Source organism: Limosilactobacillus walteri (genome assembly GCF_014830205.1).
Taxonomy (GTDB): domain Bacteria; phylum Bacillota; class Bacilli; order Lactobacillales; family Lactobacillaceae; genus Limosilactobacillus; species Limosilactobacillus walteri.
This window is the reverse complement of record NZ_QORN01000026.1, coordinates 1-21,584: the sequence shown is the minus strand read 5'-3', so window position 1 is coordinate 21,584 and position 21,584 is coordinate 1. Positions and strand designations below refer to the sequence as shown.

At 39.8% G+C, this 21,584-nt stretch carries 21 protein-coding genes and 1 tRNA gene; 10 read left to right on the top strand and 12 right to left on the bottom strand.

Going from position 1 to position 21,584, the window contains the following annotated elements; all coding sequences use genetic code 11:
• A partial coding sequence (locus DTK66_RS06855; protein WP_191668195.1) for a glycine betaine ABC transporter substrate-binding protein occupies positions 1–713 on the bottom strand: 713 nt, incomplete at its 3' end.
• A 146-nt stretch (positions 714–859) separates the two neighbouring features.
• Here DTK66_RS06855 and DTK66_RS06850 point away from each other — a divergent pair.
• Genes DTK66_RS06850 through DTK66_RS11115 form a run of 3 tightly spaced genes read left to right on the top strand, consistent with a single transcriptional unit; the run spans position 860 to position 2,327 of the window.
• Positions 860–1,321, top strand: coding sequence for an Rrf2 family transcriptional regulator (locus DTK66_RS06850; RefSeq protein WP_153930396.1), 462 nt, complete (start codon positions 860–862; stop codon positions 1,319–1,321).
• Positions 1,318–2,172: an SDR family oxidoreductase gene (locus tag DTK66_RS06845; RefSeq protein ID WP_191668194.1), complete on the top strand. Its 855-nt coding sequence runs from the start codon at positions 1,318–1,320 to the stop codon at positions 2,170–2,172. Before DTK66_RS06850 ends, DTK66_RS06845 begins: the two co-directional genes overlap by 4 nt.
• 23 nt (positions 2,173–2,195) lie before the next feature.
• Positions 2,196–2,327, top strand: a complete 132-nt coding sequence (locus DTK66_RS11115) for a hypothetical protein (protein ID WP_255505080.1) — start codon at positions 2,196–2,198, stop codon at positions 2,325–2,327.
• A 113-nt stretch (positions 2,328–2,440) separates the two neighbouring features.
• On the opposite strand, the gene DTK66_RS06840 is transcribed toward DTK66_RS11115, so the two are convergent.
• Complete coding sequence (locus DTK66_RS06840) at positions 2,441–3,622, bottom strand: phosphopentomutase (RefSeq protein ID WP_191668193.1); 1,182 nt, start codon at positions 3,620–3,622, stop codon at positions 2,441–2,443.
• Positions 3,623–3,730: 108 nt separating this feature from the next.
• Between DTK66_RS06840 and DTK66_RS06835 the strand changes: the two genes are divergently transcribed.
• Positions 3,731–5,539: a heavy metal translocating P-type ATPase gene (locus DTK66_RS06835; protein WP_191668192.1), complete on the top strand. Its 1,809-nt coding sequence runs from the start codon at positions 3,731–3,733 to the stop codon at positions 5,537–5,539.
• A gap of 212 nt (positions 5,540–5,751) precedes the next feature.
• On the opposite strand, the gene DTK66_RS06830 is transcribed toward DTK66_RS06835, so the two are convergent.
• The 3 genes from DTK66_RS06830 to DTK66_RS06820 form a co-directional block, all read right to left on the bottom strand.
• A complete protein-coding gene (locus DTK66_RS06830) occupies positions 5,752–6,486 on the bottom strand; it encodes a matrixin family metalloprotease (RefSeq protein WP_191668191.1) in 735 nt (244 codons plus the stop codon).
• An 80-nt stretch (positions 6,487–6,566) separates the two neighbouring features.
• On the bottom strand, positions 6,567–7,274 hold the full coding sequence (locus tag DTK66_RS06825) for a 3'-5' exonuclease family protein (RefSeq protein ID WP_191668190.1): 708 nt from the start codon (positions 7,272–7,274) through the stop codon (positions 6,567–6,569).
• A gap of 145 nt (positions 7,275–7,419) precedes the next feature.
• A complete protein-coding gene (locus DTK66_RS06820) occupies positions 7,420–7,740 on the bottom strand; it encodes a hypothetical protein (RefSeq protein WP_191668189.1) in 321 nt (106 codons plus the stop codon).
• Positions 7,741–8,011: 271 nt separating this feature from the next.
• Here DTK66_RS06820 and DTK66_RS06815 point away from each other — a divergent pair, with 271 nt between their 5' ends.
• The gene (locus tag DTK66_RS06815; protein WP_191668188.1) at positions 8,012–9,361 is read left to right on the top strand and encodes an FAD-dependent oxidoreductase; all 1,350 of its coding nucleotides are present in this window, start codon (positions 8,012–8,014) and stop codon (positions 9,359–9,361) included.
• Between the two features lie 35 nt (positions 9,362–9,396).
• On the opposite strand, the gene DTK66_RS06810 is transcribed toward DTK66_RS06815, so the two are convergent.
• The 4 genes from DTK66_RS06810 to DTK66_RS06795 all read right to left on the bottom strand — a co-directional run bounded on the left by DTK66_RS06810 (position 9,397) and on the right by DTK66_RS06795 (position 14,074).
• Positions 9,397–9,678, bottom strand: coding sequence for a hypothetical protein (locus DTK66_RS06810; protein WP_153930389.1), 282 nt, complete (start codon positions 9,676–9,678; stop codon positions 9,397–9,399).
• Between the two features lie 69 nt (positions 9,679–9,747).
• Complete coding sequence (locus tag DTK66_RS06805) at positions 9,748–12,600, bottom strand: DEAD/DEAH box helicase (RefSeq protein ID WP_191668187.1); 2,853 nt, start codon at positions 12,598–12,600, stop codon at positions 9,748–9,750.
• 20 nt (positions 12,601–12,620) lie between these two features.
• Positions 12,621–13,121, bottom strand: a complete 501-nt coding sequence (locus tag DTK66_RS06800; RefSeq protein ID WP_191668186.1) for a phosphatase PAP2 family protein — start codon at positions 13,119–13,121, stop codon at positions 12,621–12,623.
• Positions 13,121–14,074, bottom strand: a complete 954-nt coding sequence (locus DTK66_RS06795; protein ID WP_191668185.1) for an aldo/keto reductase — start codon at positions 14,072–14,074, stop codon at positions 13,121–13,123. The genes DTK66_RS06800 and DTK66_RS06795 overlap by 1 nt, the downstream gene beginning before the upstream one ends.
• A gap of 127 nt (positions 14,075–14,201) precedes the next feature.
• Between DTK66_RS06795 and DTK66_RS06790 the strand changes: the two genes are divergently transcribed.
• The 3 genes from DTK66_RS06790 (at position 14,202) to DTK66_RS06780 (ending at position 18,191) form a co-directional block, all read left to right on the top strand.
• On the top strand, positions 14,202–15,125 hold the full coding sequence (locus tag DTK66_RS06790) for an EamA family transporter (RefSeq protein WP_191668184.1): 924 nt from the start codon (positions 14,202–14,204) through the stop codon (positions 15,123–15,125).
• Between the two features lie 198 nt (positions 15,126–15,323).
• Positions 15,324–17,546 carry an alpha-galactosidase gene (locus DTK66_RS06785; RefSeq protein ID WP_191668183.1) on the top strand — a complete coding sequence of 741 codons (2,223 nt, stop codon included), beginning with the start codon at positions 15,324–15,326 and terminating at the stop codon, positions 17,544–17,546.
• 15 nt (positions 17,547–17,561) lie between these two features.
• Positions 17,562–18,191, top strand: coding sequence for a YczE/YyaS/YitT family protein (locus tag DTK66_RS06780; RefSeq protein WP_191668182.1), 630 nt, complete (start codon positions 17,562–17,564; stop codon positions 18,189–18,191).
• Positions 18,192–18,228: 37 nt separating this feature from the next.
• Here the strand turns inward: DTK66_RS06780 and DTK66_RS06775 are convergent, their stop codons facing one another.
• The 3 genes from DTK66_RS06775 to tpiA form a co-directional block, all read right to left on the bottom strand.
• Entirely contained in the window at positions 18,229–19,053 is an 825-nt protein-coding gene (locus tag DTK66_RS06775) for an AraC family transcriptional regulator (protein WP_191668181.1), read from the bottom strand.
• Positions 19,054–19,146: 93 nt separating this feature from the next.
• A tRNA-His gene (locus DTK66_RS06770) sits at positions 19,147–19,221 on the bottom strand.
• Between the two features lie 54 nt (positions 19,222–19,275).
• Positions 19,276–20,046 carry a triose-phosphate isomerase gene (gene tpiA, locus DTK66_RS06765; RefSeq protein ID WP_153930381.1) on the bottom strand — a complete coding sequence of 257 codons (771 nt, stop codon included), beginning with the start codon at positions 20,044–20,046 and terminating at the stop codon, positions 19,276–19,278.
• Positions 20,047–20,218: 172 nt separating this feature from the next.
• On the opposite strand from tpiA, the gene psiE reads away from it, so the two are divergent.
• Both psiE and DTK66_RS06755 read left to right on the top strand, forming a co-directional pair.
• Complete coding sequence (gene psiE, locus DTK66_RS06760; protein WP_153930414.1) at positions 20,219–20,620, top strand: phosphate-starvation-inducible protein PsiE; 402 nt, start codon at positions 20,219–20,221, stop codon at positions 20,618–20,620.
• Between the two features lie 12 nt (positions 20,621–20,632).
• A complete protein-coding gene (locus DTK66_RS06755; RefSeq protein WP_191668180.1) occupies positions 20,633–21,175 on the top strand; it encodes an RBBP9/YdeN family alpha/beta hydrolase in 543 nt (180 codons plus the stop codon).
• Positions 21,176–21,584 lie beyond the last annotated feature (409 nt).

Below are 21,584 nucleotides of genomic sequence, written 5' to 3'. Positions count from 1 at the left end.
TATTTATTGCAATCTGCCTTATCCTTAATTAAGGTAAATTTATTGGTAGCTAATTGACCATCTGTTGTGGAAACCGGAGCTGCCTCCGCCTTACCTTGTTCCATGATGCGATAAAGAAGGCTCGCATCGTAGTCCTTAATTGATTTAAAATTATATTTACCATAAACCTTATTCATTTCTGGCAGACCATCTGCCCGTTTTTCAAATTCACCTTGTGATGCAAACCGAATTTTATTTGCCTTTTTTTGCAACTGGCTGAGATCCGTAATATGGTATTTTTTGGCGGTTTCTGTCGGCATCGCTATCCCTTGACGATTATCTCCAGGGGCGTATTGAAACGTCGTTAAGCCATCTTTGGCAATTCCATCATGAGCCATCTTTGCCATTTCACGCACGCTTTTATCGGTCCCCTTCTTTTTTAGGTATGTCTGCACGATTGTCCCGGTATAATCTGGGTAAACATCAATCTGCCCTTTTTGAGTAGCCTGAAAAATCACGTTATTTGAAATATTTGGTTTGCGAGTAACCCGATAACCAGCATGTTCAAGTGCTAAGGCATAAATCTCACTAACCGTTTTACTTTCTGAAACATTTTTTGAGCCAACAATAATCGGTTTATTACTTGCTGCACTTACACTAGGCGGTAAAATCATCCCTAATAGTAATGTTTCTGCAATTAAGATTGACGCTAGCATTAATTTTTTCACTTTCATTTTCCACACTTCTTTTGTAACTTTTTTAGTTTCATCCAATACCATTATGTTATTATTGCAAAATATATTTGTCAAGAAATCAATTTAACAAAGGTTTGACCACATGTAACTTTTTTTGTTACAATAATTATTAAAGGAATGATAATATGAAAGTCTCTACTCGTTTTAGCGATAGTATCCATATTCTTGCATTCATCGATATTTACCACGGAATCATCCCGCTTACCAGCAATAACATTGCCAGGAGCATCGAGACCTCCCCGGTAGTAGTGCGCCGCTTGATGAGCGCGCTTAATAAGGCTGGGCTAATCAATACAGTTCACGGAGCAGCTGATCCCGAACTTGCTAAAAAGCCAGCCGAGATATCTCTATATGATATTTTTCTTGCCATTGAAGGCGATGCGCAGCTTTTCTCAATTGACAAACAAACAAACCCCCAATGTATCGTAGGCGGGAATATCCAGGAAACGCTTAATGAATACTACCAACAGGCTGAAAATGCTGCGAAAGCGAAACTCGCAGGTACGAGCTTGCAAGACATTATTGATACTATCCGCGTTAAACAAGCACAAAAAGATGCAATTAAAAGAAAGAAGGATACAAAATGAAATATATGATTACTGGTGCTACCGGCCACCTTGGTCAACACGTTGTTCAGGAACTGAGCAAACTTACTACTCGCAAAAACATCCGCGTTGGTGTTCATAATCCAGCAAAAGCAAAAAAGTTTACGGAAGCAGGCTACGAAGTTGCAGCAGTAGACTATAATGATGTCGACTTAATGGTTGAGGCATTTAAGGGAATCGATGTTCTAATCTATATTCCAAGTATTACCTACCTCGTTAAAGACCGGATCGATGAATTTGAGAATTCGCTTGCTGCAATGGTTAAAGCTGGCGTGGAGAATATTGTTGATATTAGTTTTATCGCTGACCAATTTAACAATCCTTTCCAGATGGCTGGATATTACGCTTATCTTCCCGCCCGACTAGCTAGCACCGGACTAAGGTATGCGATTGTTAAAAACTCGCTTTATGCCGATCCTTTAGTTCCTTATCTACCAGAACTGATCGAACGACATAATGTTATTTACCCAGTCGGTGACCAAGCAATGAGCTTTATCTCCCGCCAAGACAGTGCAGAAGCAATTGCCAATGTTGCTACTAAACCTTACTTACGTGATAAAGGCCAAAACTATCTTTTAACCATGAGCAAAAATTACACTATGCCAGAACTTAGTTACATTATGTCCAAAGTAACCGGCCAAGAAATCGGTTATGATCCGGTAACAGTTAAAAAGTTCGCTGAAATCTATGAAGCAGAAGGCGACGGCGATGAACTTGCTTCAATGTATCAAGCCGCTGCACTAGGCTTAATGAATGCTGTTACCGATGATTTTGCGCATATCACTGGACATCAGCCAACAAATATGGAAAAATTTTTAACTGAAAATTACTAATTTTTTGAAAGGAAGATGACAATATGTTCACTCCCCCACTCGGCATTGGACAAATTCATGCAATGCATGAACTTTTTAAAGCTGACCCGCGGCTTGCTGCGCTTATCCTTGTTCTCCTTATGGGGATTGCCATTTACTTCCGTTACCATCGTTAGGTTATTTTTAAACTTAATCATAGAGAAAGAGCACAAGGCTCCAAAGTTCGGATTTCCGAGCTTTGGAGCCTTGTTTACGTAAGTTATATCATAATTCTTTAAAGTTAAGAAACTCACATTAAATGGTCAAGGAAACTTCTACCATATTGTGCATTAGCACCCAAGCCAAAATTATCCAAAATAGTTGCTCCAATATCAGCTAATGTTTGCCGAAGCGGAAGCTCAACGCTGGTATCAATCCGTGGCGATGCCATCAGCAAAGGAATGTATTCCCGAGTATGTAACTCCCCAGGATAAGTTGGATCATTACCATGATTAGCTGTCACAATCAATAAATCTGTTGGGCGCAATTTCGCAATCAGTTGCGCAATTTGCTTATCAATAGCCATCAACTCCGTGCCAAAACCTTCTGGATTTCGCTTTTTTCCGTATTGACGATCAAATTCCCCAAGATCAGCCACACAAAGCCCAGTAAAGTTTTCAGCAACCATGTTATCTAAGTTTGCCATCCATTCCGTGTTTTTATTTCCTTGAATTTGATTACTTTCACCAAATAGGATTGCGGTTTTCCCAATCGTATTTACCGCATAGTTATTTTCGCGCAAAATATCTAATACCGTCGGTTGTGATGGCATTATTGGAAATGAATATAATGCACGGGGATAAAAATCACGGGGGTTCTTTCCATTGAATAGGATGCCGTTTACCTTTTCAATAGTATAAATTGACTCATCCAATAGCTGACGGAAAATGGCACAGGCCTTCTTAAACACGGGCGCTGACATCGTTTCTTCATGAGCAGCTAGCCAAACTGTTGAAGAACTATCAGGAAAAGCGATTAAACTGCCCGTCGCTAACTGTTCTACTCCATAATCTTGCAACGCAACTCGTAAATTCGTTAATGAATTTGCAATAACTGGGCGTCTTGCTTTCTGTTTAAATTGATTAATAACTACTTCTGGAATACCATTAATAAAAATATCTGGCGCTGTTAACGTTGGCAAGCCCATTATCTCCCATTGACTTTCACGGTCACTGATGCCAATTGAACTCGGCTGTACCTTACTAAAAACTGCATGTGGTGACGGAAGCGGCGTCATCCCCATTGTTGGATGGATATTGCCTAGACCAATACTTTGCAGCGTTGGTAATTGCAAGCGAATACGAAAATGATCAGCAAGATGCCCCAACGTATCAGCACCCAAACTATTAAAATCGCCAGCATCCGGAGTCGCCCCGATTCCTAATGAATCAATAATTAGCATAAATATTCGCTGATAATATGGCTTATTCATCGTAAAATCTCCTGTTTTCTTAATATTTTACGCTTTTTCACAATATTTTTAATTAAAAACTTTATAATTAAGAAAGAAGGCTAAGCGTTTTAAGTAAGGAGGTAAATTATGAAGAAATTATCTAATAAGCAAAAACTAATTATTATTCTAGTTATCGCTGCTATTGCTGTTGTTCTACAATTCGGCTTTCACCTGCAACTATTTGCGCAAATTTTAGTAACGGTTGTCGGGGCAATCGTTGCTTTTTCAATGTTTGTGGGCATGATAAAAACTCTTCGCAGCGGAAAATATGGTGTTGACCTATTAGCCATTATGGCAGTTGTAGCAACACTAGCTGTTAGTGAGTATTGGGCCGCAATGGTTATCTTAGTGATGCTAACCGGGGGAGATGCGCTTGAAGATTATGCAGCTAAAAAAGCTAGCACTGAGCTTAAGGCGCTTCTTGATAATTCACCTCAAACAGCCCATCTAATCACCAAAAATGGCACAAAGGATATTCCCGTTAACGATGTTAAAATTGGCGATCAGATTATTGTTAAACCAGGCGAACTAGTGCCAGTCGATGGATATATTAAAGCTGGTGGCGGTTTATTTGACGAATCATCTTTAACAGGTGAATCACGCCCAATTTCCAAAAATCTCGGCGATGATGTTATGTCTGGATCAGTAAACGGAGACCATGCTGTGACCCTTCAAGTTACAAAGCTAGCTAAAGATAGTCAATATCAGCAACTTGTTAAATTAGTCAAAGAGGCAGAATCAACGCCTGCTCATTTTGTGCGGTTAGCCGATCGTTACGCTGTTCCTTTCACAATTGTTGCGATTATTATCTCTTCACTTGCTTGGCTAATTTCCGGTCACCCTGAACGGTTTGCCGAAGTCCTAGTAGTTGCTTCACCATGTCCGTTAATTTTAGCAGCCCCAGTAGCAATGGTTTCTGGAATGAGTCGTGCTTCACGGAACGGAATCGTTGTTAAAACAGGAAGCGTCCTCGAAAAATTAGCTGCAGCCAAAACAGGAGCGTTCGATAAAACCGGAACAATCACCAGCGGGCAATTAACTGTTGATAAGGTCATTCCCGCAAATAACATTGATAGCAATGTCCTCCTTCATTACGCAGCTAGCGCAGAGCAACAATCATCGCACATCTTAGCACGTTCACTACTTTCTTACGCTAGTGCAAAGGGCACTCCTCTATCAGCAGTTACAAATTTAGAAGAAGTAACGGGAAAGGGAATCCAAGCAACCGTTGATGATCATGATGTCCGCGTTGGCAAGCTTAAATATGTTGCCCCACAAAACGTGAAAGCAATGCAAACTTCAACTGCTATTTATGTTAGCGTTGATAAAAAATATTTAGGAGCGATTACTTTCACTGACCATATCCGTCCTGAAGCTAAGCAAACGATGGAACGGTTAAAAAAATTAGGCGTTACCAACCTCTTAATGCTTACCGGCGACCAAGCTGTGATTGCCGATAAAGTTGCTCAGCAAGTAGGAATAACTCAAGTTAAAGCAGACCTTCTTCCGCAAGATAAAATTAAAGCATTGAAAGAAATCCCATCAAATGAGCATCCGGTCTTTATGGTTGGTGACGGCGTTAATGACGCTCCATCACTCGTCACTGCCGATGTAGGAATTGCAATGGGCGCCCACGGTTCAACCGCCGCGAGCGAATCAGCATCAGTAGTCATCCTTAAAGATGATCTTTCGCGGGTCGCAAAAGCGGTTGCCATTTCAGAAGAAACATTAAAAATTGCTAAACAAGCGGTTTTAATCGGAATTGCGATTTGTACAATCTTAATGTTAATTGCTAGTACAGGAATTATTCCTGCCTTTGTTGGTGCCATGCTCCAAGAAGTAATTGATACTGTGTCAATCTTGTGGGCCTTAAAAGCACGTAAGTTGTCAGATTAATAGTAATTGACTTTTTAAAACTGCAAAGAGGCTGGGAGAAAACATTTGTTTTCTCCCAGCCTAACTATTTTAACGAACAATAGTAAGATAACGTGGCAAATAACCGTTAATCTCGAGTGTGAGTACAAGCGATAAACAACCTACAACGTGCTAATTATCGGCTTAGTTTAGCCAACTGCCTTATCGAGAAGGTTATTTTGGACTCTTTTTCACTATTTATTTTCTGAATAGAGCGTCTGTACTGCCTGTACATCTGTCGGTTGGATCGTGTAGAAAGATCCTGCCGGTTGCATTACCGAAACCGAATTTGTATGATCTAAGCCGATAGCGTGGCCTAATTCGTGTTCTGCAGTATTGACAATTCTTTCTTGACTGTATCCATAGCTTGGATCAGATAAATAGTATGTATTCAGGTATACAGTTGCGTGCATAAACTTACGCGTTAATGAATTCGACGATGTCTTGGTTAATCCAGCTGCATTTGAATCTGACCGGTTCATTGTTGTAACGACAATGTCTGCTTTACTTTGATTATCTACTCGTTTGAAAGTAAACGCGCCAGTTTGATTCCAGGCTTGAATGGCCGAATTAGCTGCAGCATCAAGTTGCGGATTATTTGTATTTACATAAATTGTAGCCTGGTTTGTTGCCCATCGTCCCGTTGACGGGATTGAAGTTTGGGTGCTCGTTTGCTGTTCTGTTGTTGGTTGTTGGTCGTTTTTAGAAGGATTATTATTTGTATCATTTAAATGGAGGTTTGCATTATCACTGGAACCAGTATCTTCTCTCCCCATTATTTTTGCGAGACGATCACGAACGTTCCACACTGTTTGATTAGCTGTTGCCTGTGCTTGGGCATTATTGAAATAAAGCCATCCTCCACCTACTAGAAGTCCTAAGACAATAACTCGCTTGAGCAGTCGAAAAATGAAATTTATCTCGTTCACCTTCTTTCGATTGTTAATATTATAAAAAGCTAATCGGGATAATTCATGAACTAAATTTTAAATTTTAGTAATGATTTCATCTAATAATTTAGTTCTCGACTGAGATCACGAGCATAAAACTTCATAATTTGCTCAATTGCAATGACATCATTTTGAGCTTGATGAAATTTAACTGGCGGTAAATGTAATAATCGACACATTTTTTCTAGGCTAATCGCACTCTTATTTTTCCAAACTTCTTTAGCTATTAATTTTTCTAAGTCTAGTGGTCGAATAGTCCGCCATGGCCGTTTTTCTTTAGGGATTTTCAAACGATTTGCTTCCCTATTTAGTAGTTCAAAATCGGTACTATTATCCCAGCTAACAATATAATCTGGGCGTTCAGCTGCAATAAACTGAAAAACACGTTGAAATATTTCTTCGATCGTATAGGTACTTGTTTCTGAAAAACGCACATCATATTGCCGTAAAAAAGCTAATTGACGGTCAGCTGACATATTACGACCATATAAATGGTAATCAAAACTACTGTGGCTTTCGTACATTCTTCCCGCAATTTGCGCCACACAATTCTGCTTTTTTTGCTGATCTTGATAAAATTCAAGGTCCAAAATTAATAACCGTGCATCACTGTTTAATACTTGTCGCAATTGGTCAAAATTATCAACTTTAGCCGCCCTCGATCCTACATCATTCTTGTCTTTAATCGTTGGCATTGCCTGTAATAACATTGTAGTCACGGGCAAAAATGAGCCAAAACGAATGACGGGTACCGTATCCTGTGCCATGCTATCCCCTCCCTTCCCAAAACATATGTTCGCTAAAATTGTATCACAATAACAAATTTAAACAAAGAGGGTTTTTACAGTTCTATAAGAATAAAGTTATTTAAGCCATAATAAAAAACGGATCACCCAGATCAGGATCCGTTTCTTAATGTAGACAAGTAATAAATGTGATTAAGCCAAAGATAATCCCAGGGAAGTTAGCCCAAAATACAGGCCAGTCCCGTTGCTGCTTAAAGTAAGCATATATACACCATAATGTACAATTGAGGGCCGCTACTAATGGTTGCAAGGGAGCCCCATAGTTTCCTTGTAAGTTATTTTTAATTTGGGAAATATAAGATACGTACATCAAAATGGCAACTACTGTAGCAACTTTACTTAAGATATTAATAAACCTTGTTTCTTCAATAACTGGCTTTTTATTCTTAGGTCTATCTGAATGCTCAACTAAATGTGCTGTTTTCATCAATAATCTCTCCTCAATCAAAACCATGTAAAACGTTTTATTAAAATAGCAAGACGATTGATCACGTCTGCGCAATACTGTCAATTTACGTTTATTATTGAGATATAGGGTCTGACTGCAGTTAAGACTAATATATTCACATCCATCATCTTACTACTTTGTGCAATTAATTTCAAACTATATAATTGTCTTATTTAAGCGCTTTTAGTGACAATTAATCCAAAATCAGTATAATTTAGGTACACAAAAAATTTGTGCTGGAGGGTTCTCAATGGAAACAATTAAAAATATTATCATTGGTTTTGGAAAAGGTGGTAAAACACTGGCGAAGTTCCTTGCTCAACAGGGTGAACAAGTATTAGTTATCGAAAAATCAAAACAAATGTACGGAGGAACCTGTATTAATATTGCGTGTCTTCCTTCTAAACGTCTCATCATTGAAGCTACTCGCGGAACTTCATTTGAAGACGCTGTCGATGGAAAAAACGTAATGACTTCTCAATTGCGTAAAAAGAATTATCAAATGCTTGCAAGTGAAGATAATATTACGATACTCGATGGAATTGCTCATTTTACTGGCAACCATACAATTGATGTACAGACCCCAGATGGACAAACATTTACTTATAAAGGCGAACGGATTTTTATTAATACTGGCGCCAAAGCAATTATTCCTGATATTCCAGGATTAAGGGAAAGTCCCTTTTTAATGAATTCAACAACAGCCATGGATCAGCTTAAGTTACCTCATGATCTCGTTATTATTGGTGGCGGCTACATTGGACTTGAGTTCGCTAATATGTTTGCGACATTTGGCTCACACGTAACCATTCTTGATCATCATAAAAAATTACTTCCCCGTGAAGATGATGATGTTGCTGAAATGGTTATCCAAAACTTCCATAACAATGGAATTAATTTTGAGGTCGGCGTTAACATTAAGGATATTAGTACCCAAGACGAACAAGCCGTAATTACTTTTACTAACGATGGTCAACATGAAACAACTATTTTTGCTGATAAGATTTTAGCCGCAACTGGTCGACAACCAGAAACGGCTAGCCTTGAGCTGCAAAATACTGACATTAAGGTTGATGACCACGGTGCAATTATCGTTGATGACTATCTTCATACCAGTGTTCCTAATGTCTGGGCAATTGGGGATGTTAAAGGCGGTCCCCAGTTTACTTATATTTCCTTAGACGATTTTCGTATCATTAAGGATGAGCTTTTCGGAAACAACAAACGGCATATTAGTGACCGACTAATCGTTCCAACTAGTGTTTTTATTGAACCATCTTTAACCCAAGTTGGTTTAACTGAAAAAGAAGCGCAAAAACAGGGCCAAGACTACCTACTCTTTAAAATGCCAGCAGCAGCCATTCCCAAGGCAAAGGTGCTTAAGGATACGCGCGGACTATTGAAAGTGCTTGTTGATCCATCAACAAATTTAATTTTAGGTGCAACCTTGTATGTCCAAGAAGCGCAAGAAATCATCAATATGGTTGCTCTCGCAATGCGAGCAAAGATTCCATATCAAATGCTTCGCGATCAAATTTATACCCATCCAACAATTAGTGAAGCATTTAATGACCTATTTAAGAAGCCAGTTAATAGATAACAAAAAGCTATGACGTGTTCCGTCATAGCTTTTTATTACAGTTTATTATCAAGGCGGTCAATCAGTTTTGAAATGTGATTATTAAGCTGATCAATCGTATCCTTTTGTTCGGCAATATGTTCTTGTTGACGATCAATTGTTTCCCGCAGTTCATCAGTCTTACTATGTTTGTCCTTTTTCTTTGTTCCCTTTTTTAGGGACTTTACGAGGGCGCCCATCGTATTAACATCATATTCATTTAATAACCCTGCTAACTCATCTAATTTTACATCCCGAATAGAACGCTTATCAGTGGTCTTTACTTTATCTTTTGCCATTATTGATCATCTTCTTTCTACTACCATAATTATAGAAGATTAATGACAAAATAAAAGCAATAAGGCCTCCTACACCGCTAGCAGATCAAGGATTGCTGGCGGTAATGGATGATCTAAAATAAGATTCATTCCAACTGCTGTTTTTTTCTTTGGCCCCACTAGCTCTTCAGCAACCGATGCTGCTTGAATACGAGCTGTTCCTAAATAGTAGAACTCTTTTCCGACCGCATCACTCTTTTTAACAAACAAATGCAACTTGACTTGCGGTTGACCATCCTTAACACCTGCTAGCAAGCGCTGAACTTCTGCAGAATCAAAATGACGGGGAGTACGGGTATACCAACGAAATGATTGTCCATCTTGAAATTGATTATTATATACTGCATTCCGCTTTTTAGCTGATTCTTTATGATAAGTTATAAAAATCGGACAAACGTCTTCTGCTACCCGATATCCGTACATTGGAGCACTCACATCTAACGGCCAATCTAATAAGCGGCAAACATCTTTACGGTCATATTGCTGATAGAGGGTAAAACTATTTTGTAAGTCATAATGCTTGGCTAGTTCTAACCCAGTTGTAACCGCATCGTTAAATAACTGGCTAAAGTCATGATGATCGTTTAGCCCCTCCATGATCGTTGGGTTAAACTGATAAGTAAATAAATCGGAATGGGTTACCACCGCTTGTCCACCGTACTGATCTTTTTTTAATTTTTTACCAGCTTTTACGGCAAAAAACTCTAAACTTAAAATATCATCTACTGACCGCAAAACATTTGGCGATATACGAATATTTCGTCGCTTTAATTCACGCTTAAATTCCTTAAGCGAACACGATCCGTTGTTAATTAATAATTGTAATAATACTAACTCATGCGGCCGTTTACCATTAAGTAATTCTTTGGTCAAAAACATCAATACTTTATTTTCGTATTGTGTGAGTTTTAGCTTATTACCTACTTTTTCAAGAAATGTACCGTAATGATTAATTTGCGAATTATGGGCAAAGACTTGCGGCGCAACTGACCCATAACGATAAAAGTCGAGCAGAAGCGGCGGCCGGCCAAGTTGGTGAACTAACTCTTGATATGCTTGACGGAGTTCGCGCATTGAGTCTAGTTTAACTTGTTCAAGTGAAGCAAGAATATGTTCTTCCGCAACTTTCCTAAAATTAATTGTTGATACATCAAGATTTGTAGGGAGTTTTATTTCCTGACGAGCACGATCCTTGCTCCGACTATTGTCTTGATTCAACGCAAGCGGAATCAGGTAATTGTGTTTATAGTTACCGATAAAATCAATCACTGTAACATAATCTTTTCCTGGATACTTTCGCAAGCCGCGGCCCAACTGTTGTGTAAAAACGATTGGCGATTGAGTATTACGCATCATAATAATTTGATTTAGCGAGGGAATATCTACTCCTTCATTAAAGAGGTCAACCGTAATTAAATATTCAAGTGTTCCATTTTCCAGTTGGGCGACTGCTTTTCTGCGCTCTTGTGGACTATTTTGGTTAGTAAGCGCTCTTGACGGATGACCTGCCATGGAAAACTGTTTAGCTAATTCTTTAGCTTCCTCCTGCCGACTGCAGAATACTAAGCCCCGTGGCTGTTTTCCGCAATAACCATAGTAATCTACTTGATTAAGAACATATTGGACTCGTTCAGGAGCAGCAAGTTGATTTAGTTTGGTCGTTTCGCTAATTAATTCGCCCCCTGCCTCATAATCAGCTACTCCTACGTAATGAAAAGGAGCAAGCATTTTAGCAGTTAACGCTTCCTTTAAACGGATTTCATATGCAAGGTGGTAATCAAAAAGCTGATAGACATCTTGACTATCCATTCGTTCCGGAGTCGCCGTCATCCCCAACCAAAATTGGGGGTTAAAGTGCTTAAACACTCGTTGGTAGCTGGGAGCCGCCGCTCGGTGAGCTTCATCAATTAAGATATAGTCAAATTCATCCCGCCGCAATTTAGCTAACACAGATGGCTGGCTTAATGTTTGAACTGTTGCAAATAAATATTTTACCTGCCAGTCACGTTGGTTACCGGTTAACAAACCGTAATCACTAGCTGAACCACCAATTACACGCTGAAAACTAGCCAGCGACTTTCGCGCAATTTGTTCCCGATGAACAACATACAAAAAACGCCGCGGTCGATAGTTTTTGACGGCAAAAGCGCCTAGATAAGTTTTGCCAGTTCCCGTTGCTGAAACAACAAGCCCTTTTTTAGCACCACTGTTAACCAGCGAATTCAGCTGCTTAAGTGCCGCAGCTTGCATTTTGTTAGGAACAATTATTTTTGCCTGCGTTTTCATTTGCGGATGGATTTGTGGCAACTGCCATTTACGACGATAATCGGCAATCCACGCATTATCCATCACGATACTACGGTCTGTAATTGCCGTTAGTTCTGTTGTTAACTGTTGAAAAAGGCTTCCGGTGCGGCGTGAACTTAGTTTGAGATTCCATTCTTTATTAACCAGCAGCGCAGAACGTGTGAAATTGGCACTCCCGATAATCATTGTCTGGTACTGACCATGGTCAAATAGGTACCCTTTAACATGGAAGCCATCATCATTAGCAATTTTAACTGTTAAGTTCGGAATTTTTTGTAATTCCACAAACACTGCTGGCCGATTGAAGTTTAAATAGCTACCTGTAATAATTGTGCCCTTAATTCCCCTTTGTGCTAAATCAGCCATGACTGCTTTAAAAGGAACCAGCATGTCCTGAGTAATAAAAGCCACCGCCCAGGTAAAATTACGACAGGTTAATAATTCTCGTCGCAATGCTTGCCAGACTGTTGCACCATGGTCATTAGTTAAAAGTTCTGGTCCTATTTCTGCGTGCCCTTGATATTGATCACTAATCAGGGCATTTAAAATTGCGTCCTGTAGGATTGAACTGGTCATTAATTCTCCTCCTTCAAACATTACACTACGAACAAAAAGAAGCCACAAACCAGCCCACAGATAAAGCCAATAACGACGTCGCACGGAAAGTGCACGCCACCAAGTACCCGTGTAATTGCCGATCCGATTGATAAGAATAACAAAATTATTCCCCAGGAAATATTAAAGTATAATCCGCACATAGCAATCACCGTTGCTGAAAACACATGCCGACTCGGCATTGAATCCCCTGTTTTAGCACGGGGAATAAGCGGACTGATTGCATATTTTTCATAAGGACGCGGCGCATTTATTCGTTGCCGAATTAAAGATAAAATCAAAAACCCGATTCCCGGAATTATGATTAGTTTCCATAAAGTATCAAGCTGTTTTTTAGCGGCCCAGAGTAAAAGAAGAATGTAAACCAGGTACATTATCCACACAATTACTAGATTAATGCCGCGCAAAAGGCTTAGCGCTACCGGATGCTGACGAAAGGGAGCCGCTATATGACGATAGAATTGTTGATAATCATATTTCATTATGGCAAGTCATTCCCCGCTGCCAGATAAAGATCATACCATTCTTGGTTAGTTAAAGTAATATCACTGCCACTAGCGCTATCTTTGATATGTGCAGGGGTCATTGTCCCAAGAAGGACCTGCATGTGGGCGGGATGGCGAAGAATCCAGGCAACTGCAATCGCATTCTTACTTACCCCATATTTATTAGCTAACTGGCCAAGCGCCTGATTCAACTTCGGAAATTGATCGTTATTGATAAAAGTACCAGCAAAAGTTCCATACTGAAAAGGCGACCAGGTCTGAATCGTCATGTGTTTGCGCCTTGTATACTCAATCAACCCACCATCATGATTGTTTGCTTTTTCATCGGTCATATTGGTATGTAAACCAAAATCAATCATGCCGGTGTGCTTTAACCCAAATTGAACTTGGTCGATTAATAACTGCTGATTAGTAGCAGACTGCAATAGCTCAATCTGTTGCGGATTAAAATTTGAAACACCAAAGTGGCGGACTTTCCCCGTTGCTTGTAGCATGTCAAAAGCAGCCGCCACCTCCGACGGTTCCATTAAAGGATCGGGACGGTGAATTAAAAGTGAATCTAAGTAATCGATCCCCATCCGTTGTAAAATCCCATCAACTGCCGCTAACAAATGCTGTTTTGATGAATCATAGCGAGTTATCTTGTTATCACTATTAGCAAATAAGCCTGCTTTCGATTGGATATAGAAATCCTCACGCTTAAAGCCCCCTTGCTTAAAAGCTTGCCCAAAGCGGATTTCTGATGACCCCCGTCCTAACACAGGATCATTTCCATAAATATCAGCAGAGTCAATAAAATTTATCCCAGCATCATGAGCAGCTATTAACGCAGCTAATGATTGTGCTACTGTTAATGTCCCCATGCGCATAATTCCCAGCGCAACATTTGATACCGCCCAATTTGTTCCGCCGATTTTTACCTTTTTCATGTTAAGGCCCCTTCTTTCGCCAGTTTTATCCTAATTCTATTTTAAATTATCTATTTTTGCTTTGCCATTCATTCCAAGTTAAATTCATGTTACATTTAAGGAACTTTGAATTAAAGGAGGGAGTTAATTGAAAACACAGACAAAAGGCGTATTACTGGCAGCTGGCGGGGCATCATTATGGGGTGGTTCCGGTGCCGCTGCCCAGTATCTTTTTAGCACAACAAACATAACAACAAGTTGGCTAGTAGCCGTTCGACTATTGGTTGCAGGAATTCTTCTAACTAGTTGGAGCATTTACAAACAACCACAGCAAGTTCGCTCGATCGTTGGGCATCGTCCTAACCTTATTATTTTACTCATGTTTGCCTTGTTAGGGATGATGAACTCGCAATTGACTTATTTCTTAGCGGTAAAATATAGTAACGCCCCGACTGCAACGGTTATCCAATATCTACAACCAGTAATAATTATCGTTTGGCTGGCACTCGCGCAGCATAAATGGCCCCGAAGAATTGATAACTTTTCGATTGTTATTGCCCTAGTTGGCACATTTTATCTTGTAACCGGTGGTCATATTAATACCCTCACCTTAACCCCAGCGGCTCTCTTTTGGGGACTGTGGTGTGCATTTGCAGCGGCACTTTACACCATGCTTCCACGTCCGCTTTTACAAAAATTTGATGCCCTTACAGTATGCGGCTTAGCAATGCTAATTAGTGGAATAATCTTAAGCCCCTGTCTTCTGACCAGCAACCCGCCAACTTTAACTAACTGGCAGTGGTTCCTCGTTGCTTATATTGTTGTCGGTGGTACGATGTTTTCCTACACGATGTTTCTACAAAGCATTCGTTACATTTCGCCAGCAGCAACCGGTATCCTTAGCGCATTTGAACCACTAATTGCTACTTTGCTAGCTGTCACCTTTTTAGGAACTAATTTAACATTAGCGGCAATAATTGGTTCTTTATTAATCCTGTTTACAACCATCCTTCAAGCTGTTCCGCTTGACCGCATTATGAAGAGCTTTTATCACAATAAAGACTTAAATTAAACGCTAATGTAAAAATAGGAGCGCACCCATCAAAAAATAAATATCCATCAGACGAGATAGTAAAGTCAGCAAAACTTCTATCGCGTCTTTTTTATAATCTAACATTTGGCACTATTTTGATAACAAAATTCACTATATTTTTCTTTTGAAAGCGCTACGATAAAAATAGCAATAAACGTTTTGAAAGGAAGTTATCGTATGCCAATTAAATATCATCAGCAAAGTCGTGAGTTTCATTTATATAACGACCACATTAGCTACATCCTCAAAGTTCTGCAAAATGACCAGCTTGGTCAACTTTTCTTTGGTCAACGCGTCCCCGATCGTGATAACCATAATTATTTGGTCGAAAATACATACCGCCCCGTCACCTCATATGTATATGATAATGATTATTCCTTTTCATTAGGCAATCTAAAGCAGGAATATCCCGCATACGGGACAACTGACTACCGTATGCCAGCTTTTGAAATTAAACAGCCAAACGGCAGCACCATTACCAATTTTAAATATGTCTCACATAAAATTTTTGCCGGGAAACCTACACTCTCTGGTCTGCCGGCAACTTATGCTGAAAATGACGAGGAAGCTACAACATTAGAAGTCCTCCTCCACGATTCACTTATTAACGTTGACCTCATCTTAACCTACACTATTTTTGACCACTATAATGCTATCGCCCGTAATGTTAAATTCATCAATCACGGGGAAGAAGATTATCAATTAACTACTGCAATGAGTATGAATCTCGATTTACCAGATGATGATTACGATTGGCTGCAATTTTCTGGAGCGTGGGGCCGGGAACGGCAATTAAAGTCTGCTCACCTTCGTCCTGGTATTCAATCGGTTGGGAGTACGCGAGGCGCCTCCAGTCATATGCAAAATCCGTTCGTTATTCTTAAACGTCCGCATACAGACGATTTTCAAGGTGAAGCGTACGGCTTTTCTCTCGTTTACAGCGGAAACTTTTTGGCCCAGGCTGAAGTAGACCCTTATAAAGTTACCCGCGTTCAGTTAGGAATTAATCCCTTTCATTTTTCATGGAAACTCGGTCCGCAACAAGCATTCCAGACTCCAGAAGCTGTAATGGTTTATACCGCTAAGGGATTGAATGACCTTAGTCAAAACTTCCATCACCTCTACCAACAACGACTTGTTCGCGGATATTGGCGGGACCGGCAACGCCCTATCCTTGTCAATAATTGGGAAGCAACTTATTTTAATTTTACGGAAGAAAAGCTACTAACCCTAGCAAAAACAGCCAAGAAATTGGGAATTGAATTATTTGTCCTTGACGATGGCTGGTTTGGTAAACGAACGACTGAAACAGCTGGTCTCGGTGACTGGTGGGTAAACCACGATCGGCTTCCTGATGGCATTAGCGGGTTATCCGCAAAGATTCATGACTTAGGGATGATGTTTGGACTTTGGTTTGAACCCGAAATGACTAATAAAGACAGTGATCTTTACCGCAACCATCCTGATTACATCATTGAGACCCCTAACCGCCACCCATCACAGGGGCGGAAACAATACGTCCTTGATTTCTCGCGTCCCGAAGTCGTTGATTATGTTTATCGATTAATGGCTAAAGTTCTCCGTGAAGGTAATGTTGATTACGTCAAATGGGATATGAACCGCAATATTACCGAATGCTTCTCGTCAGCTTATCCCGCCGACCAACAAGGCGAAATTTTCCATCGTTATATTCTAGGGGTCTATCGCCTATATGACCGCTTGATTCATGATTTCCCTAAAATATTATTTGAATCTTGTGCCAGCGGGGGTGGCCGTTTTGATGCCGGGATGCTTTACTATGCCCCGCAAGCTTGGACAAGTGACGATTCCGACGCAATTGAACGATTGAAAATTCAAACCGGAACATCTTATTGCTACCCAACAAGTTCCATGGGGGCTCATGTATCTATTTCGCCTAATGAGCAACTACAACGACAAACGCCACTTAAAACGCGTGCTGATGTAGCATTCTTTGGAGCATTTGGTTATGAGTTAGACCTAAATACTCTTTCCCCCGATGAACTTGAGCAAGTTAAACAACAGGTTTCCTTTATGAAAGATCATCGCCAACTCTTCCAGTTTGGTACGTTCTATCGGTTAAAAACTCCCTTCAACAGTAACATCGTTGCCTGGTTAGTTGTTTCCCCTGATAAGAAGCAAGCCATTATGGGATACTTTAAGATTCTCAATGACGTTAACGCTGAATATCGTCGCCAACGTATCCCTGGTCTGGCACCGACAACGCAATATCGGGTTACCGAGGAAGCCGGGGCACAACTAGGTACTTTCAGCGGCAGTGAGCTTGCTAATATCGGTCTCGTTACTACTGATGCCTCCGCTGGTGAAAATAAAGAAACAACAGATTTTTATAGCAAACTTTTTATTTTTGATGCGCATTAAAAGCGAGGTGTGCTTATGTATCAATTTAAACGGATAACAATGGCCTTTTGCGGCGTAACTCTCTGTGGTCTTTGTGTAGGAATGCTCCAAAAGGCTAATCTGGGAGTTGATCCTTTTACATGTTTTGTAACGGGAATCGCTAACATTTTTAGTTCAACTTATTCAACTTTCTATTTGATTTTAACCGGCATCCTGTTACTGCTCGTCTTTGTTTTACGTCGTCATTATATCGGGATTGCAACAATAATTAATCTTCTCTTTACAGGAATCGCTGCCGACGTAATGCATGCACTCTTAGATGTCGTCTTTCCCCACCCCACCCTAGTCATCCGCTGGGGACTAATGCTTATTGCGATTGTCTTTACCTGCTTAGCGGCGGCCCTCTATTTTACTGCCGATCTGGGAGTCTCGGCATACGATGCAATTGCCCTTATTGCCGCCTATAAATATCGTTTGCTGCCATTTAAATACTGTCGAATTATCACTGATAGCATTTGTGTCCTTGTTGGCTTTGCATTTGATGTTACACTCGGTATGGGAACAGTGATTACCGCTCTATTCATGGGGCCATTAACACAATGGTTCAAAGTACACCTTGCTGAACCATTACTCACCCATGGCCGATCAATAAAAACAACTTTTTAGTAAAAAACTAGCTTCCACAAAATTACAATGCTGGAAGCTAGTTTTTACTTTGCTGGCGATATTGGCGCGGGCTTATGCCATAAGTCTGTTTGAATACCCGTGTAAAAGAATTTGTTCGTTGATATCCGCATTGTTCCGCCACTTGGTCAATACTTATATCAGATGATTCTAACAGGTGGCGGGCCTTAGTAATTCTAAAATTACGAATATATTCACTTGGTGTCAAATCAAGATCTTGCTTAAATAAATCAGTGAGATAACTCCGATTAACATTAATCGCTTGTGCAAGATTATCGACAGTTACGGTTGTCAAATGATGGCCTATATGATGAATCGCCTGCGTTACATAGTGATTTTGCTCGGGCCTAATCGGCTGGACATTAGCAACTACTCCACTAGCAATATAACTTAAGAAGCGAAAAAGGTAACTTATTGCCCGTAAATTTTTCGCAGGCGTTAAATTATTAAGCGCTAAAATTTCATTAACACAATTAGCTAGGCGGTAAGATTCGTCACTACTAAATACTGGACTTGTCTCTGAAAGATTAAGCTGGTCGACCCATGTTGCTGCACTCTTACCAGTAAAGCCTAACCAGACGTAAGACCATGGTGTCTCCTTATCTGCCACATAAGTAGTTCGGTAATTTGGCTCAATCAAAAATCCCTGTCCTGCATGAAGATGGTAAGCAATGTTATTTACCTTAAATGTTCCTGAGCCAGCTAGTATGTAATGAATCAAATAGTATGGACGGACAGCGGGGCCATACTTGTGTTCAGGCATCGTATCAGAACGACCGACTGAAGTTAAACCTAATTCAATCCTTGGATTAACTGCATAATCACGTGCTATTGCTTTTTCCAATACTACCATCTCCCCCTCGCTATTTATATCGCTTTCACTCGTTGATAAAAAAAGAGGCAATCCAGACTAATCTGAACTGCCTCTCTAGGTCAGGGCGGTATGTGGGATTTGAACCCACGCGTGCCGGACCCACAAACCGGTGTGTTAACCAAACTTCACCAATACCGCCATAACAACTGTTAATAACTATAACACATAATAGCAGTATATGGAAAGGATTTTTTAGTTTTCCTGCTCATTTTTCAAATAATTAACCATCCGCAAGAAATTATCAACATCAAGACTTGCACGGCCAATCAAAACTCCGTCAACATCTGGCTTATTCATAATCTTGCCAATATTATCCGGATTAACGCTTCCACCATAGAGGATGCGGATTTTGTCTGCTATCTCATAAGTATAATTATCAGCAATCGTGCGACGAATCTGTCGGCAGCCCTCTTCTGCAAGCGTTGGGTTAGCATGTTGACCGAAGCCAACCGCCCAGCTTGGTTCATAGGAAACTACTACATTTTTTATTTGATCAAGCGAGACACCGCGGAGTACACTCATTAACTGCTGAAAAACATAATGAATCTCACCATTAACTTCTTTTTGGACCATTGTCTCATCAGTACAAATAATTGGTGTCACGCCCATTTCAAGCGCTGCTAAAACTTTTCGATTGACGGTGTCATTATCTTCATTGAATAGGCGGCGTCGTTCAATATGCCCTAGCATAACATAGGACACGCCAGCATCTGCTAGTCCCCGCAAACTAATCTCACCAGTATACGGACCTGAATACTCGGCTGATGCATTCTGGGCAATAATTTTTAGACCGGAATCATCTGCTGCTTGAATCATACTTGGCAACGCAAATGCCTGCGCTGCAATTCCTACTTCAAGTTTTTGCGGATCTGGTAATTTATTCTTTATCGCGTTAACAAATGCTACAGACTCTTGAACATTTTTGTGCATCTTCCAATTGGCTGCAATAAAAGGTTTTCGCATTTTTCGCTCCTCCTTTAGCTATCAAATTTAAGTATCGCATATTTCCCACAAATTTTTCATTAAATATTCGCTAAATTTTGTCCCATCTTAATCCCATTTTCTTTTATAAGTCAACAAATTCTTGCTATTCTTTAAACTAAGCGGATTCTTAACAGGGAGGGACGTTTAATTGATGAAACGAATTTATGAACTAGCTACTAAATTTAGCCATGCTTTACGACTATTTACAATTTTAGCCTTAGCAATTTTAGGCATTGTCTTGACAGTTCTCTTATTTACTGAAATTTTCTCGCTTATTCCATTAATGATAGCTGGAAATACCGACCATGTTATTTTTGAAATTTTAGATCGAGTAATTGTCTTTTTCCTTTTCTTTTCATTTATCACGATGATTATTGCCGCTTTAAAACATCATGGACACATTGCTGTTGATTTTTTACTTAGCTTGGGTATCATGGCCCTAATTCGGGGACTCATCGCTGCTCACGGACAGCCTTATGAAATTCTTACAAGTTCTATTGCTATTTTATTGCTAATTATCGGTATGGTAACATTGAAACACTTTATGAAATGAGGAGTCTTGCAAATGACAAAAGCATACTTAATTCACGGAACCTCAACCCGTGATGATGACTGGTTTCCATGGCTAGCAGAAGCAGCTAAACCATCTATTGAGATTGATCGGCTTTGGCTTCCTAACCCTTATCATCCAATTCAAAGCGAGTGGGATCAAGCCGTTGATCACCAAATCGAACCTCACGATGGTATCATCCTTATCGCCCATAGTCTCGGTTGTATCACCGCCCTCCGTTATCTTGAGCACCAGCAAATTAAGAGTGTACGTTTATTACTTGTGGGGGCGTTCGATAAAACTTTACCAAATTATCCCCAACTTGATGAATTTATGCTACCAGCACCCAATTATCAGCAAATTATTTCTAAAATATCTAAAGCAACTGTAATTACCGCAAAGGATGATCCAATCGCACCATACAAAAATAGTATTGAAGTTGCTAATAAGATTAGAGCAAAACTCATAGTTCTAGAAAACGGGGGACACTTTTTGAGTAGCGATGGCTTCACAAATTTTCCTCTCGCCTTAAAAGAATTAATCAAACTCGCTATGTAGCTTAAATTTCAAAAGAAAAAAGATGGTTTGGGTTAATAATTAAAATTAATTCATGCATATAACACTTACTTATAATTTTTTGCTTATAAACACTCCCATAATTAAGCAGCAAGCTCATTAAAAGCTTAGCTAATTATTATCGTCACCGACTTTCAGACCTGTTACAATAACTGGTGGAGATGGGGAAATGATCAAATTGATGGTTATTTCTCATAAAGACAACTAATTAAGTTGCGCTGTAAAAAATATTTTAATTATGTTAAAGGAGTTGTTCAATATGATGTCAATTATGAGTAATATGATCGCCCTGGTTAGCTTTGTTGCACTGATTATTGCAACATGCGCCCACGTAATTAACAACCGGGCCTAGCAATTATTTTTCATTTAGTTATTAGAAGGCTGAGAAAAA